The 15,431-nt window shown below is 42.7% G+C and carries 10 protein-coding genes; 3 read left to right on the top strand and 7 right to left on the bottom strand.

Annotation, left to right across the window (positions count from 1 at the left end; genetic code table 11):
- Positions 1 to 27 precede the first annotated feature (27 nt).
- Entirely contained in the window at positions 28 to 393 is a 366-nt protein-coding gene (locus FHW89_RS00045; RefSeq protein WP_172332974.1) for a helix-turn-helix domain-containing protein, read from the bottom strand.
- A 262-nt stretch (positions 394 to 655) separates the two neighbouring features.
- Here FHW89_RS00045 and FHW89_RS00040 point away from each other — a divergent pair, with 262 nt between their 5' ends.
- A complete protein-coding gene (locus FHW89_RS00040; protein WP_172332973.1) occupies positions 656 to 1,132 on the top strand; it encodes a group II truncated hemoglobin in 477 nt (158 codons plus the stop codon).
- A gap of 121 nt (positions 1,133 to 1,253) precedes the next feature.
- Here FHW89_RS00040 and FHW89_RS00035 read toward each other — a convergent pair whose 3' ends face one another.
- Positions 1,254 to 1,646, bottom strand: a complete 393-nt coding sequence (locus FHW89_RS00035) for a hypothetical protein (protein ID WP_172332972.1) — start codon at positions 1,644 to 1,646, stop codon at positions 1,254 to 1,256.
- Positions 1,647 to 1,695: 49 nt separating this feature from the next.
- A complete protein-coding gene (locus FHW89_RS00030) occupies positions 1,696 to 3,903 on the bottom strand; it encodes a TonB-dependent receptor domain-containing protein (RefSeq protein WP_172332971.1) in 2,208 nt (735 codons plus the stop codon).
- A gap of 463 nt (positions 3,904 to 4,366) precedes the next feature.
- On the opposite strand from FHW89_RS00030, the gene FHW89_RS00025 reads away from it, so the two are divergent.
- The gene (locus tag FHW89_RS00025; RefSeq protein WP_172332970.1) at positions 4,367 to 5,836 is read left to right on the top strand and encodes a hypothetical protein; all 1,470 of its coding nucleotides are present in this window, start codon (positions 4,367 to 4,369) and stop codon (positions 5,834 to 5,836) included.
- 37 nt (positions 5,837 to 5,873) lie between these two features.
- Positions 5,874 to 10,436, top strand: coding sequence for a molybdopterin cofactor-binding domain-containing protein (locus tag FHW89_RS00020; RefSeq protein ID WP_172332969.1), 4,563 nt, complete (start codon positions 5,874 to 5,876; stop codon positions 10,434 to 10,436).
- Between the two features lie 215 nt (positions 10,437 to 10,651).
- Here the strand turns inward: FHW89_RS00020 and FHW89_RS00015 are convergent, their stop codons facing one another.
- The 4 genes from FHW89_RS00015 to FHW89_RS00005 all read right to left on the bottom strand — a co-directional run.
- The gene (locus FHW89_RS00015; protein ID WP_172332968.1) at positions 10,652 to 12,232 is read right to left on the bottom strand and encodes a glycoside hydrolase; all 1,581 of its coding nucleotides are present in this window, start codon (positions 12,230 to 12,232) and stop codon (positions 10,652 to 10,654) included.
- Positions 12,233 to 12,242: 10 nt separating this feature from the next.
- Positions 12,243 to 14,108, bottom strand: a complete 1,866-nt coding sequence (locus FHW89_RS00010) for a TIM-barrel domain-containing protein (protein WP_253952119.1) — start codon at positions 14,106 to 14,108, stop codon at positions 12,243 to 12,245.
- Positions 14,109 to 14,223: 115 nt separating this feature from the next.
- The gene (locus FHW89_RS28750; RefSeq protein WP_253952118.1) at positions 14,224 to 15,090 is read right to left on the bottom strand and encodes an alpha-glucosidase domain-containing protein; all 867 of its coding nucleotides are present in this window, start codon (positions 15,088 to 15,090) and stop codon (positions 14,224 to 14,226) included.
- A gap of 36 nt (positions 15,091 to 15,126) precedes the next feature.
- Positions 15,127 to 15,431, bottom strand: a 305-nt coding sequence (locus FHW89_RS00005) for a winged helix-turn-helix domain-containing protein (RefSeq protein WP_172332967.1), incomplete at its 5' end; no start/stop codon positions are given.

Genomic DNA, 15,431 nt, shown 5'->3' with positions numbered 1-15,431 from the left:
AACCAATTATCCAAAAGGCAGGCTAAACTATTTGTAAAGATGCTGGTCTTTGATATAATCTATATTATTTTCCATCAGGTAGTCAATTCCCCATTTACTGATAAACTCATACAAAGGACCGAGCGATTGTCCCCTTGCCGTAAGAAAGTATTCTACACGGTTCGGTTTTACGGAAAGCTGATTTTTGGCTATTAATTTATCCCTTTCCAACTCCTTCAATTGCTGTGATAACATTTTTTCAGAAATACCAGGAAGATTCGCCTTAAAATCACTGTAGCTTTTTTTTGCAAAATGGTGTAAATGGAACAAAATGAGCAATTTCCATTTACCACCCATTAGCCCCAGTGTTACGTCAACCGGACATGTATATATTTTTTCGTTTAATACTATCATAATCAATCATCTATAACGCCCCTATGCAATTAAAAGGCAGGTGTTTTACATCCCGTTAAATTTCCTGCCAAAATTTAATCCTGTCAAGTACAGCAATATAAACGTAGCTCATATAATTTTTAATGTGCCACTTTGCCATATACAAAAGATCCTTCCCAGACAATTCACCGCCCGTAACAACCTACTTTTTAGTTAGTTATTGACTTTATATTTTGCATAGAATACATTTGGTCAGCATTAAAGATGATTAAATATAACTCCTATGAACAACAATAAATCCGTTCCTTCACTTTATGAATGGGCCGGCGGCATGCCGGTATTCGTAGCACTATTCGATCAGTTTTATGATAAAGTATTGGTAGATGACCTACTACAGCCAATCTTCAAACAAATGTCGCCGCAACATAGGCTTCACGTTGCTCATTTTATTGCCGAAGTATTGGGTGGCCCAAAATTGTACAGCGAAAACGAAGGCAGTCATTTCGAAATGATCCGTCACCATCTTTCCAAACACCTTACCCAACAGCATCGCCAACGCTGGATGGACCTGCTCCTGCAAACTGCCGACGAGCTGAAACTACCCGACGATCCTGAGTTTCGCTCGGCCTTCCTGGCTTACCTTGAATGGGGAACGCGTATAGCGGTTATCAATTCAAACCTGGCGAGTATCAACGAACCACCAGACATACCCATGCCGCATTGGGACTGGGGAGTGCCCGGTGGGCCATTTCAGGGATAGACTTCGATTTACTAAATATCAAAATTAGACTTATGCCGTTATTCTGAAGAAATCAGCGATAATCTATTATTACTTAATCTATTACTTAATCCTTCTGAAATGCCTGTTATAGTAAATATGCTTATTTACCATCACCTGTACTTTTTAAGGCCCAATAAACAAGAGCTGGTTGAAATAATAAACGGATAAATCTCTTGGCATCTGTATCCAATCCAAATGAACTTCTTTTATGCGTATATTGAGCAATATTGCCTGGAAAAACAGCAACAAAAAAAGCAGCCGCTATTTTTCCCACACCCGCCCTATAATTTTTTGGTGCTAATGCTATTGCACAACCTAAGCCTATTTCAACTATTCCTGAATACACTACGGTATCATCCTTTTTTAAAGGAACCCAATTCGGGACCTGGGCCCTAAAAGCTTTCCTTGCGAAAGTCAAATGGCTGATGCCTGCAAAGATCAGGTTAGCGCCCAGGAAAATCCTGGCTGCATTTTTTATATTATCTTCTTTCATCAATAGCTAATGGCAACAACCGTTCCATATCACATGGCAATACATTCATTTATACTTTTATGCCGAACCCGACATTGAAGCCAATACCATCGGCCGGTAAAATACCAGGGCCAGGCAAAATGGTTATCCTTCGCGTAAAATATTTAGCATTCAGCACATTATTAAGGTTGCCAAAAATGTGATACTTCCGCAAAAAGCTATAATTGAACGACAAGTCAACAACGTGATAAGCAGGCACAATACCACTTAAACCGGTTGGGTTAAAAATGGTATTATTTGCATCTGTAAAGTTTTTACCAACATAGCTAAATTGTACGGTGGTAGTAATGTGCTTATCCAAATAACTTAAACCGGCACGGTCTATCCAGGTCGGTGTCCCTTCCAGCCAGTTACCAGCTAAGCTGATATTAGTAGCCCCCGCGGTAATTGATCCGCTGGTATAACGGGCATGGTCATAGGAAAAAGAATTGAATAAACGGATATCGCCAGAAGCTGAACGGTCAAATGCCCGCCATAGAGAGACTTCTGTAAAAACTTCGGCACCTTTTGCAACCCCGTTTCCGATGTTAGTGGTATAAATATAGGTTTGTTTCGCGTCATTCACTTCCGTAAGGTTACCTATCCGTTTGCCGTAATAAACATAGTACAGATCAAAATCATAATTGAATATAGTACCAATGTTTCCCCGGTAACCCAAATCAGCACTGTAACCCCGGCTGTCCTTCAGATTGGGATCTACAACAGCCAAATCATTCCCCGGGATAATATTAGCGTAAGCAAACGGATGATATGCCTGGGCGATATTTCCATAGATCTGACTATTATGGGTAACCTGGTATTGAAGCCCGGTACCAAACAAGGGGAAATTGCGTTTGTTGCCATAGGATACATGATCTAACCCATTATCTATTACACCGTTAAGACTGGTATTAATAATCTCAAAACGGGCTCCGGGTGTTATGGTAAATTCAGGGGTGATCTGGAAAGTATTTTCTGCAAAAGCAGCATAATTACGTGTGCTTAAATGCAGATCGATACCGTAGGGTTTAACAACGGTCAAGTCGTAATCAGAGCCGGTAGTTCCCGTTGCTTTCTGTCTGCGCATGGTGCGTTCTGTAAAATAACGCAAACCAGATGTGAATGTGCTGTACAAATCGCCCAGCTTGTATTGGGTAAGCAGGCGTGCTTCGGTGGTAAACCCGTAATAATAATCTCGGTCGACCTGACGGGGATTATAACTATTCAACTTTTTATTTACGGTATCCGCTACGCCGGGATTATTTAAAAACTGCACACTGTTACGCTGACCAATGATACCGTGGGATATCACTTCGAGTTTGGTACGTGTACCTAATTTGTAATTAAATAATAGCGCCGGGATATTAATTTCAGGATCAAAATAATTACGGGTACGGGTTGACTGGCGGTTGTTGGCATTAAACTGTGCATCGGTTAACCCACCTGCATCCTGCTCAAAAAAATTAACCCTGGAGAATTGCAGGGCAATACTTCCATTATCATTAAACTGGTATTTTAAATTAGCATAAAACCATTGCCCGTTAAAACGTGAGTTATTCCGCCACCCGTCACCGGATCGCTGCGCATAGTAGGCATAATAACTCCATTTACCGCTACGGCCACCCACAGAATTAAAAGAGTTGAAATAATGATTAGATCCTGCAGTTTGTTCGCTTTCCGCGCCGAAAACTTTTGTACTGTCGCCCTCCTTTATCTTATAATTTACCATCCCGCCAAACTGGCTTCCAAACTGCAGCGCCGACGCCCCGCGTACAATCCGGATCTGACTCACGGCATTAAATTGAGGTACGTAATGCGCTTCGGGGTAACCAAACAGGTCGGAATTAGTGTTATAACCATTCTGGCGTACATTCGTTTCATTTGAGCGATGGGTGTCTGTCCCCCGGGTTCCAATATTTACCTGGAAACCATTGCCACTCATTTCCCAAACATTTACACCCGGAATGGTAGCAAATATGGTACGAATAGTGCTATTAGCCAGATTGGCCCTTCCGGTTGCCGGCGTAATGGAAAAGGTCTTTTTCCCGGCGAACAGGTAAGTTCCTTCAACATCAGGCAGGTGTTTGAGCTTGCTATCTCTTATCACTACGCTATCAAGCGTAGTTGTGTCTTTAGCAACAGATTTTGCCTGTGGCGAATTTGCTTGGGCATACAGGCGTGAAATACAGAAAATACAACCTAATAGTGTGATGGATTTTTTTTGTAGAGTTTTTTTCATTGGCTAAATCAAGGTCATTATATATTTTAAAATATATCGATACAAACAATAAAATATTCATGTTTATTTTATCTATTTATCCCATCCATAAAAGATCAATATCAATTTCTTTGGAGCGATTAGTCGCTCAAGTGCCAAATTCCGCAATTAATAAATATCATCAACGGGCTACTAAAATTAAACACCTGGAATTCAATTCCTTAAAATATACCTATACAATATTGTAAAATATACAGCAATATTTTAATACTATATTTTATTAACTCCCAGCATCATTAATATCATAAATCTAAATTTATTTACCCCCAGCGTCGTTATGTTTTTATTAGCATAACGAAATTATATTAATTTTTAATTCATTTTATTCATATTAATTAAAAGTATTATGAAAACATAATTGATATTTATATTTATATAACAATAATTAAACATAAATATTTAAACCTGCCTAATCCTTTAAACTATGAACAAACACCGTATGTTATGGATCGTCGTATCCATTTTTATGATCACCATTATTGTCCGTTGTTCTGCCCCGAATGATCACAGGAACGGAGACTCCGAAAACCAGGAAGAAAGCAAAAACACCTTCCCTGATTTTGGCGCCATGATCCCGATAAACCAGTTTTTAAAAGAATACCCCGGCCAAAAAGTTTTTAAGTTGAGCCAGGACTATCCCAAAACGTTGCCTGCTGAAGATAAAATCCCTGATTTTTTTAAAATACCATTTGATGATAAAGCCAGATGGAAAGAATGGCTGATGGCCGCCCGCGACTATTGTTTTGATGGCATGATTGAGGCTAATTTCATAGCACAGGATAACAAAAAGCGCAGCTGGTATCATATGCCATGGTTACATTATGGCCCACTTGCATCCGAGGGTTTTAACGGCTTGGCCAAAGAAGCTCCCATTAACCCATATCAGTTATCTCCTCAGCAAAAACATCCCGGACAGGTATATGCCCTAGGGTTCTATAATGATTTTGCCGGCCACGTGCTTTACAAAATGTGGGATACAGCTAACGACCCGGATCCATTCGTTACCCAGGGGCCTAAAGGTGGTTTCCCGGAAGGTACCGTGATATTTAAATTGTTGTATACCGATCTGGATTCTACAGATGTACCTTATCTTAAAGATTCATACGCAAGAACAGCTTACATTACACCAACGTTTGCTGATAGTGTTAACCGCGTTGTAAAAAAAGTACACCTGATACAAATGGATATTATGGTGCGGGATAAAAGAGCCGAAAAATATGGCACCGGATGGATATTTGGCAATTTCTGTTATAATGGCAATCTGAATAATGGCAAAACTATGCGCGAACGGGTAAAAAATCTTGTTCCGGTTGGTATACAGTTCGGAAACGACCCGCAATATAAAACTAATTGGATAAACCCCTACCCGGTCATTAAAACCATGATCAACGATACGCTGAAAGAAACGTTTATTAACACATCCGCCGATCTTCCACCACAGCATCTTGGTTGGGGAGGCAGGCTTGACGGCCCGGTTGATTTGAATACCGCGTCTTGTATGTCATGCCATCAAACTGCCGAGTTTCCGCAAGTGGCGGCGCTGGTGCCTGATGAAGCCTTTATCGGCGACACGCTGGCAAATGGTGCCATGGGCCATCTTACACAAACTAACGATCCGGCCTGGATAAAATATTATCAGAATTTCAGATGCGGTACAGCTTATAACCCTAAACAGGCGCTGTCCAACGATTTTTCTTTGCAAACATCGCTGGCATTGGGGTATTACTGGGATTGGAAAAATAAAAACATAGGTGGCTATTATGCCAATCAGTTCTCTGGTGTTGAGCATGTGGTAAGACGCGGCGGGGTACCATTTAAAAGGGCCAGAATATTGAAAAAAGCAGGCCCAAGACAAAAAGCCAATGTAATTCCTGAAACCCAGGGTAATTTTTAATTCCCCCAATCTGTAATTAATTCAAGCTGATACTACCATGAGTAATTCCATATCCTTCTTTTTGAACGGCAGGCAGGTTGTTGTACAAGATCCGCCGGTTGATACCTTATTAATAGATTATCTGCGCTCGCCGGAGGTAAATCTTGCCGGCCCTAAAAAACCGTGCGGGCAAGGCGGTTGCGGTGGTTGCACCGTGATCCTGTCTGACTGGGATGCGAAAGAAAAAAAAGAGCATCACCGTGCTATCAATTCATGCCTGCGACCACTGATCGCCGTTGATGGCATGGTGGTTACAACCGTTGAAGGCACAGGCGGTGCGCGACGCCCCAATCCCGAATTTCTTACTCACACCCAAGTATCCAGCCGAGCCGGCCGGCCCGCAGATCTGCCCTTGCCTGCCGAAACACAGCAGGCATATGAAGACGCCCAGGCAAAAAGGGCTGAAGTAGCTATGGCTGTTGAAAAGGCAGAAAATGCAGATATTTCACCAAACCTATTACTGCAAACTGCAACTCCACAACATCCCTCAGAGCTCAGTCACCTGGGTATGAACCCGGTGGCACATCGCCTTGCCATGAATAATGGCACACAATGCGGCTATTGTACGGTTGGCTTTGTGATGAACATGTCTGAGTTTATCTTTAATAACCCAAATGCTACAAAAAAAGAGATCGAGGCCATCTTTGACGGCAACATCTGCCGTTGTACAGGGTACAGGCCGATACTCACGGGAATGAAAACCTTTGCATCTGACTGGACGGAACAAGACGAACTGGAACGGATGAAATGCCTGGGCGACGAGGCCGTGCAACAACAATTGCCGGCCCCATTCATCGTTATTCCTTTTCCACCGGAAGCTAAACAGCCTGCCCCAGCAGTATCGGTTTTGAATAATCAAAGGCAATGGCTTAGCCCGGTTTCACTGCGTGAACTGGTTGATTATTGGAAAATTTATAGTGGGCATAAACCTCATCTTGTACATGCCAATACTTCTTATGGAATATACAAACAAGAATTCCTGAATGCAGACAGCTTGATCGATATCAGTCACGTGCAGGAATTAAATTTTGTTCCGGTAGTTGATAAAAAAGGGATAAAAGTAAGCGCGGGCACAACTTACAGCCATCTGATTGATACGCTGGAATTGGCCCTAAAGAAATACCCGGTTAACATACCCGAAGGAAGGGACCGGGAGACTGTGCCCTGGGGGGCGGTACTTTTTATGGCTCAACGTACGGCCGGCAGGATCGTAAGGAATGCGGCAACTGTAGGTGGTAATGCCATGTTGGTTTTCAAACATATTGCTGCGGGAACCGGTGAGCCATTTCCGTCGGACTTAATGACCGCGCTTTTGGGGTGCTATGCCCAAATTGAATACATCGACCCCGAAAACTTCAGAGGACAGACTACTACTGCTTATATAGACGATCTGTCGATCATCATCAAAAATCACCCTGATCTGGCACAAAGAATGATCCTGGTATCTGTTTACATACCTTTTGGAGATAGTAATGATGTTCAGCTGGCACAAAAAGTTGCCCTTCGCGATGTCAATGCGCACAGCATAGTTAACTCTAGTTGTACCATCAGATTAGGCGCCGATCTTAAAGTAACACACGCGGCGATAGTATTCGGAGGTTTGGCGCCGTTTCCATGGCGGGCCGTAAGCACAGAGGTTATGCTGCAAAATAACGTGTTATCGATGGAAAGGATCCCCTTGCTCATCGAAACGCTTAACCGTGAGGTTGGAGTGATATTATCGCAATGGGCTCCCAGAATGAAAGGCCTTCCTGATGAAGGTTTCACGCACGAATATAAACAGCAATTAACCGCTTCCTTTCTTTATAAGGCCATTGTAAAAGCCCTGTTGGAAAAAGGAGGCCCTGTACCACCGCACTTACGATCAAGCGGAGACATTACCTGGGGCAGATGGCCCGTTAGTAATGGCTTACAGTTTTATGCCCCACAGGACTTCAGGGCGCCGGTAGCCCAGCCTTATGTGAAATTTACGGCCATGGAACAGGCTTCCGGTCAGTTACATTACACACATGAACTGCCGGTTCCTCCCAATACGGTAAACGCGGCGCTGGTACAAAGCAGGCGGGCTTTGGCTGATTACCATTTCATTATTCCCGGAAAAAAAGGGCGTGCAAATACTACTGATTTACGCAGTTATCTTTCGCAAACATTTGCAGGTTTTGTTGACATGGTTACCAGTGAAGCTTTCAAAAATGGCGCCAGCAATATGCAGGGCATGGGATCTGATCAGCCTGTTTTTGCCATTGATCAGGTTAACTATGTTGGCCAAACTATTGCATTAGTAGGTGCCAAAACCGAGCTTGAAGCCGCCACAATTGCCGAATATGTTGCAGACAACTGTGTTGCCTATACTCCTGTTCAAATAGATCCCGACCCGAAAAGCTGGAAGAATAAACCTGTTTTAAGTATTGATGATGCGCTTGCTCATGGCAATATTTATCCCGACTGGCCTACAACAGCGAGTTTTATTTCACATATATGGCGCATAACCAGGCCCGGCACTCAATTGGAATGGATCAACGAAAAAGGCGCGCTTGATAAAAACATAATCAACCGAACCGGAACAGTAGATGGCAACATTTGCCAGATTGTTGAAGGAACGCAGCTAACAGGCGGGCAGGTACACTTCTATATGGAAACCCAGGCGGCTATAGCAGAACCTGTAGACGGTGGCAAAATAGTGATCAAATCATCTACACAAAGCCCTATGACTATTCATGGCACTATTGCATCAGCATTGGGAGCTCAATATAACAGCATAGATATACAGGTACCACCCGTAGGTGGTGGTTTTGGTGGCAAAACAGAGCAAACACGCTTTGTGGCTGCAGCGACCGCTGTCGCCGCAAAAGCACTAAAGAAACCGGTCAAGCTAGCTCTTACACGTGAACAGGATACTGGCATGATCGGTAAAAGGCATGCTTATTATGCACAATATCAGGTAGCTATAGATAAAGGCGAAACTACACCGGCGCACAAGGGCATAATCAGAGGCCTGCTGAACCGGATGTGGGGCGATGGAGGCGCATTTTATGATTGCTCGTTCATTGTTTCCAATTGTATCATTACCCGGGCAGATAATGCCTATCGCATTCCCAATTTCCAGGCGCAAATTGATGTTTGCCGTACCAATACAGCTCCTTCTACGGCGTTCAGAGCTTTTGGCGATGTACAGGGTAAAGTAATGATGGAAAATGCTATTGATGATGCCGCATTCTCTATTAATATGACCGCTGAAGAAGTACGCAGAATAAATTTATATGACCGCGGCGACGTTACCCCATTTGGTCAGGCACTTTCCTATTGTTATATGAAGGATGTCTGGAAATATCTAAAAGACGTTTGCAATTATAATATCAAAGTTGCCGCCGTTGAGGAATTTAATCAAAAAAACAAATGGCGTAAGCAAGGGTTAGCTATTATGCCGGTAAAATACGGCTCTGGTTATAACCTTACCATGCTTGAACAAGCGGGCGCTATGATTTCGGTGTATCAGGGGGATGGTAGTATCATTATTCATCAGGGCGGCGTAGAAATGGGTCAAGGTTTACTGACACAGGTGCGCCAGGTAGCCTCCTATATTTTGAATGTCCCAATGACTCTCATCGAAATTGAAAGCCCTAAAACCAGTATCGTTACCAATCCAACCAGTACAGGAGCATCCACCGGAACAACTTATAGCGCAGAAGCCGTTAAGCGAGTTTGCGAACAGCTAAGAAGCCGTATAACTGAATTTGGGTACGAAATGCTCAAAATCAAGGGCGACGACTGGTGTGGAACTCAAGGTATTGACTTTTGGAATTATGGAGCGGCTGGCTGGCAGGCTAAGCCTCTTAAAGGCGGACGACACCCCATCATTTGGCAAAACCTGGTAGCCATGGCCTACCAAAACAGGATTAGCTTAACTTGTAGTTTGAATATCCCCATTCATGGTGGCGAGGTGCCTTTCCCTAATATTACCTACAAAACATATGATCAACAGCCCATCATACCTGGTTATGAGAGCAGCAAGACTGGTGCACCAGGTGAGTTTGATTCCTTCAGTGGATTTACTTATTCTGCCGCTTGCTCTGTAGTTGAGGTTGACATATTAACCGGTGAAACCAAAATATTAAGTTCTGACATTGTGTATGATGCCGGCTGGAGTATGAACCAGGCTATTGATATTGGTCAGGTAGAAGGTGCCTTTGTTCAGGGGATTGGTTATGTGTTATCTGAAAAATTGGTATTTGAACCAGACGGTCCGGATGCAGGACGATTAAACACGTTAAATACCTGGACCTACAAACCACCGGCTACCACCAGCATTCCACTGGAGCTGAATGTGCATCTTTTCCCAAGGGGCTCGGTGAATGTTCCGGAAAATCCAACAGATATTATGTCTGCCAAGGAGATCGGGGAGCCGCCGCTGGTATTGGCAGCATCTGTGTTTTTCGCGGTAAAGGCAGCGATCAGAGCATCAAGAATAGAACGGGGCTTAAGCGGTCTATTTCGGTTTGACTCCCCTGCAACTGTACAAGAGGTAAGCCGTGCTTGTGAGATAGACAATAATTACGTTTAATTACCTATTAACACACCGCTGTTTGGTAACAGCGGTGTGTTATATAATATTGCATCAACTTATATAAATCTCCCGCCAATCACTTCATCTATAGTGGTATTCTGTACATTTTTTTGAAAAAAAATGTTACCATGATTGTTATGCTGCTTCTTTCGACTGCAAAAGATTGTCGTAATATTGTTTCTCAATAATAATTCTTCACTCGGGATGCCTAATTAAAGTTTGATCATACTGATAAAAAAGACGTCATTTTCCCTGATCGGGAGTTTCTTTGAAAATATCCCGGTTGAACTAATAGTGATATTCTCTTTCAAAATGGGGATACCATTATTTTCTTTTTTTAGCAGATCGACCTGTAGTTTACTTAATTGGTCAGGTTTATTGAAGGATAGATAGGTTGTGTAGGGATCGTTTACTTTGTAACCCGTTTGGCAAATCTCTATTCTGTATTTTCCTTTAGGCATACCTGATATAGCTAATTTAACTTCGCCTTTTGATTTAGCAGGCAGATCGCGGGTATAGTAGGATTGGTTATTAACGGAATCGGGCAAGGTGTAAGTATAATCCCATAACAAGATGTGAACATCACCTTTTTTATTTTTACAGGCCCATGAAGACTTGTCCTGATCATCTATTTCGGTTTCGCCCAATTTATTTAAAAAAGAATAAGCAAAGAATGCAGGTTTCTTGATCCCCTGCGTATTTACTAAACCAAACCCACCATGAAAGGGCGTAAATCTTGGCCCCGCTTCCTCAAAAATATCAGTAAACGTCCAGTACGACATGGAGTTGGCTGCAGATCCCGTTTGTTTCAGTTTTTCAAGTATGTATGCTGCTTCATGGTAACTATCATGCAGTGGATCAGCAGGCGTATAAGATGAACTCCATTCTGTGTAATGTAATTCTAGTTTTGGAATTGCGGAATTTTGAATTTGCTTGCGTGAATTCCAAACATCACCGCTAACACTCTCCTTGTTTTTATCGAGCACGGTCCCCGTTGCCCCATACTCATCCAAAAACCCTTGTTTTACCCGGTAAGCGTGTGTGCTGATAAAATCTATAGGGACAGAATTTTTGTTGCAGAAATCTATCATTTCAGGTACCCATGCAGCCCCTGCTGTGGCAGGTCCGCCTACTTTATAGGCCGGGTTTACGCTTTTTATAGCCTGTGCACTATATTGATATAGTTTAAAATAATCGCTTTGAGAGCCGGTCCAGAAACCATCTTTCAGATTGGGTTCGTTCCAAACTTCAAAATACCATGTTTTAACCTCATCTGTTCCGTATCGTTCTGTAAAATGTTGAGTCAGGTTACGGATCAAACCTTCCCATTTCTGATAATCTTTAGGTGGTGTTACGTTACCCCTCCACCAAAAAATTGTTTGGCTTCCGCTTGCCAACGCCGCCGGCATAAATCCTAATTCAACAAAGGGCTTCATGCCTATACTTAGGATATAGTCGTACAAGGCGTCAACATATTGGTAATTATATTGTGGCTTTCCGTTCCCGTCCTCCTTGTAAACAGCCATGTCATCAGTCAGCAAGCCATGCATCCTGATGTATTTAAAACCACACTCCTTTTTCACCATAGCCAATTGCTGCTGCCAGTCAGCCCGCAATCCTTCATTGGCACGACCAGCGCCTACACATTCTTTAAATGAGGTGTTGAGACTTCCTTTTTCTTTGTTAAAATCAAGACGGATTATTCTCTCGGTTTTGGCGAGATTATTATTCTGCGCGAAAACATGACCAAAAAGCAAGCTCCCTACAACAAGTGATAAAAATTTATTTTTCATTAGGGTGAGGTTAAAGCTTAACTGTTACTTTTTCCCCTTTATAAGCTATCTGCTGATCGCTATTCGGCTCAAAATGCAGCGGTACGACTTTATTCCTGCTAATCCATACGATGTTAAACTTCCTGTTGCTTAGCATGCCGGTAAAATTGCCTTTCCTGTCACCAATAGTCAGCGTTTTACTTGTTTTGTTATAGGTAAGTTGTATAGTGCTGAAAGCGCCTTTTTCATAGTTATAATTTGTGCCTTCATCTTCATAAAGGGTAAAGGTGGCGTCTTTGCCGGTATACACATATAGGGTGATCGAATCGGCAGGTTTTTCGCCGGTATATTGTATCTCGGGGCCAAAAGGGATAATTGAACCCTCTTTTATGTATACGGGAATGCGGTCATAAGGTGCATCCGCTGTTATAGTTTGCCCTCCGGATGTATATTTTCCATCATATAAATTATACCAGCCATTACCCTTTGGTAAATAAATGCTCCGACTGGTAGCGCCATAGGTATAAACAGGATTGATGAGCAAAGCTGGGCCAAAAAGATATTCGTCTGCAATATTCTTCACCTTTTCATCCTGTCCGTAATCCATCATTAAACCGCGCATCAGGGTATAGTCATGGTGATAGGCCATGCCTGCCAGGCTATAGATATAAGGCATCAGGCGATAGCGCAGCTTATCATAATAAAGCATACTCTGGTAAGCAGGATGATTTTCGGGCGCTATATTATAAATTTCGCGGTACGGAAACTGACCATGTACCCGAAACAGGGGCACAAATGAACCAAACTGGTACCAACGGGTTATCTGCTCTCGCCATTCGGCCAGGTCTTTTGCGTTTGGTTGCTCGTAACGGTGCTCCACGGCAAAACCACCGATGTCCATAGTCCAATAGGGAATACCCGATAGGGCAAAGTTGATCCCTGCGGGGATCTGGTTTTTCATGTCATCCCAGCGGGCAGCGATGTCGCCGCTCCAGGTTGCTGCCGCATATCGCTGCAAACCTCCATAAGCTGATCGGGTTAACAGGAATACACGTGTATTGGGATTGGTACCGCGCTGCCCCTCGTAAATACCTTTTGCATTTTGCAGCGGGAAAGCATTAAAATACCGTGTAGATGAGCCTAAATAGGTAGGATTCATAAAATCTTTACGGCTCTGTATATTCAGGTTGGAAGTTATGTCTGGTTCTGAAGCATCCATCCACCAGGCATCCACCCCTTTGGCGTATAATTTCTTATTCATCAGCCCCCAGAAAGCCTCGCGGGCCTTCGGGTTGTAGGCATCATAGAAAGTAGAAAAATACCCCTTACCTATCCAATCCCTTTGGCGGTTTGCTATATTACGTTTATATAACCAACCATTTTTATCAAAGTGCTTATAGCTATCAATCCCCTCATAAAATTTGGCCCATACCGAGATCATGAAGTGCATGTGATATTGATCATGTAGTGTACTGATCATTCCGGCAGGATTAGGAAAGCGGCTTTCATCAAATTCCTGGCTACCCCATTGATCTTCCTTCCAGTATGACCAATCTTCCACAATATTATCCAGCGGTATTTTCCTCGCCCGGAACTCCTTTACCGTATTCAATATTTCATCCTGGGTTTTATACCGCTCGCGGCTTTGCCATAAACCCATTGCCCATTGGGGCATTATGACAGCCTTGCCGGTAACAGTACGATATCCGGAGATAACATCGTCGGCATTTTTTCCATATATAAAATAATAGTTGAGCTGATTGCCAGATTCAGAGTCGAACGCATATTTATTTTGTTGTTGCTTACTTAAAGGACTCAGCCATTTTAACGCGATGAATGATTCATCGGCATCAGGGAGCCACTCAATTTTGATGGGATACTTTTTGTCTTTGATCAAATCGACATTCAGTATTGCGGTACCGGGGTTCCAACCTTGACGCCAGCGGTCGGCCAGTAATTTACCATCGATCGATATCTTGGCATAACCTGCATATTTAAGCCAAAATTGGTGATTACCCGTATAAGCCGATGAGATCGAACCTGTCCCAGCTTACTTTACCCTCTCCTAATTTATAACCCTGAGGAAAATTCTTCATGTCTTCCAGAAAAGAATAATCAATATCAGATTCGGGGCGTTGTATAAAAACGTTGGTGGAGTCGGCTTTTTTGGCATAGGTAGCCGTTAGCCAACCCTCACTCCCATCTGCGGCAAATAACTTTAGTCCTGAAATTGATTGTAGGTCGCGGGTGTCGCCAAATTTAGTTAAGGAATAATTATCCCACAGGATACCATAGTTCTTATTGGAAACCAGGAATGGCACCGCTACTTCCGTATTGTTCTGCAGTAGCTCCAGGTGTTGGTTTTTAAAGTTGACAACCCCGTTTTGATGCTGACCCAGGCCGTAGATAGCTTCGTTGGCCGGGCTGTTAAAGTTTTGGATAATATGATAGGAGCTTTCACCATTGTTGGACACAAGCGTAAATGTCCGTTCAGCGTTTTCGCTTAAAATAAGCTTGCCGGCTTTATCGGTAAAACTCACTATACCTTGCGGCAACAATACATGTGCTGTGACTGATGCTGTTGACAGCAATAACTGATTGCCTTTTTGCACAACATTCCAGTTAACAGGTGAATTGATGCGATCTAAGGCCATTAGACTTTTGTTGCGGGGAAAGGAACTTTCAGGAGTGGCCGTTACATGGATAATTTTATCGGAGATCACCTGCAACCGGAGCAGGCGGGAATCCTGCGCTGATTTTTGAGGCAGGCTAACAATAATTCCGTCGGTTACTTTTTTATAAATGCCCTGAGCAGCGGCATGCGTAAACAAAGCAGCCGAAAAAATAGTACAGACATATAATAGTACACGTTTTAGCATAGCATTAAATAGGTTATAATATAGAATTGGTTGTAACTAACAAAAGAGCTTTTTAATATATAGCAAGCGATAAATTCCTGTTACCGGTTTTTGATGGGGGGTATAAATAAAATCAAAATTATCATGCATATCCATTTCATCGCCCCATAAATGTTCAGCTATGGCATTTTTAGAGATAACTTTTCCCTTATTGGCAATGAAATACAATAACATATCATATTCCTTTCTGGTGAGGATAATAGAGGCTTCATTAACTTCAACCGTCCGGCCCTGCACATCGATGGTAATTTCATTAAATATTAACTTATTGTTGGTATTTAAAGCCTTTCGGCGATAAACTG

This window comes from Mucilaginibacter sp. SG564, assembly GCF_013149275.1.
Taxonomy (GTDB): domain Bacteria; phylum Bacteroidota; class Bacteroidia; order Sphingobacteriales; family Sphingobacteriaceae; genus Mucilaginibacter.
Note: the sequence above shows the minus strand (reverse complement) of the source record. Positions and strands in the feature narration are given on the sequence as shown.

Excerpts from the sequence above, each read along its gene's own strand:
- FHW89_RS00045 (WP_172332974.1), bottom strand. The coding sequence starts at position 393 with ATGATAGTATTAAACGAAAAAATATATACATGTCCGGTTGACGTAACA.
- FHW89_RS00040 (WP_172332973.1), top strand. The coding sequence starts at position 656 with ATGAACAACAATAAATCCGTTCCTTCACTTTATGAATGGGCCGGCGGC.
- FHW89_RS00035 (WP_172332972.1), bottom strand. The coding sequence starts at position 1,646 with ATGAAAGAAGATAATATAAAAAATGCAGCCAGGATTTTCCTGGGCGCT.
- FHW89_RS00020 (WP_172332969.1), top strand. The coding sequence starts at position 5,874 with ATGAGTAATTCCATATCCTTCTTTTTGAACGGCAGGCAGGTTGTTGTA.
- FHW89_RS28750 (WP_253952118.1), bottom strand. The coding sequence starts at position 15,090 with ATGCTAAAACGTGTACTATTATATGTCTGTACTATTTTTTCGGCTGCT.
- FHW89_RS00025 (WP_172332970.1), top strand. The coding sequence starts at position 4,367 with ATGAACAAACACCGTATGTTATGGATCGTCGTATCCATTTTTATGATC.
- FHW89_RS00015 (WP_172332968.1), bottom strand. The coding sequence starts at position 12,232 with ATGAAAAATAAATTTTTATCACTTGTTGTAGGGAGCTTGCTTTTTGGT.
- FHW89_RS00030 (WP_172332971.1), bottom strand. The coding sequence starts at position 3,903 with ATGAAAAAAACTCTACAAAAAAAATCCATCACACTATTAGGTTGTATT.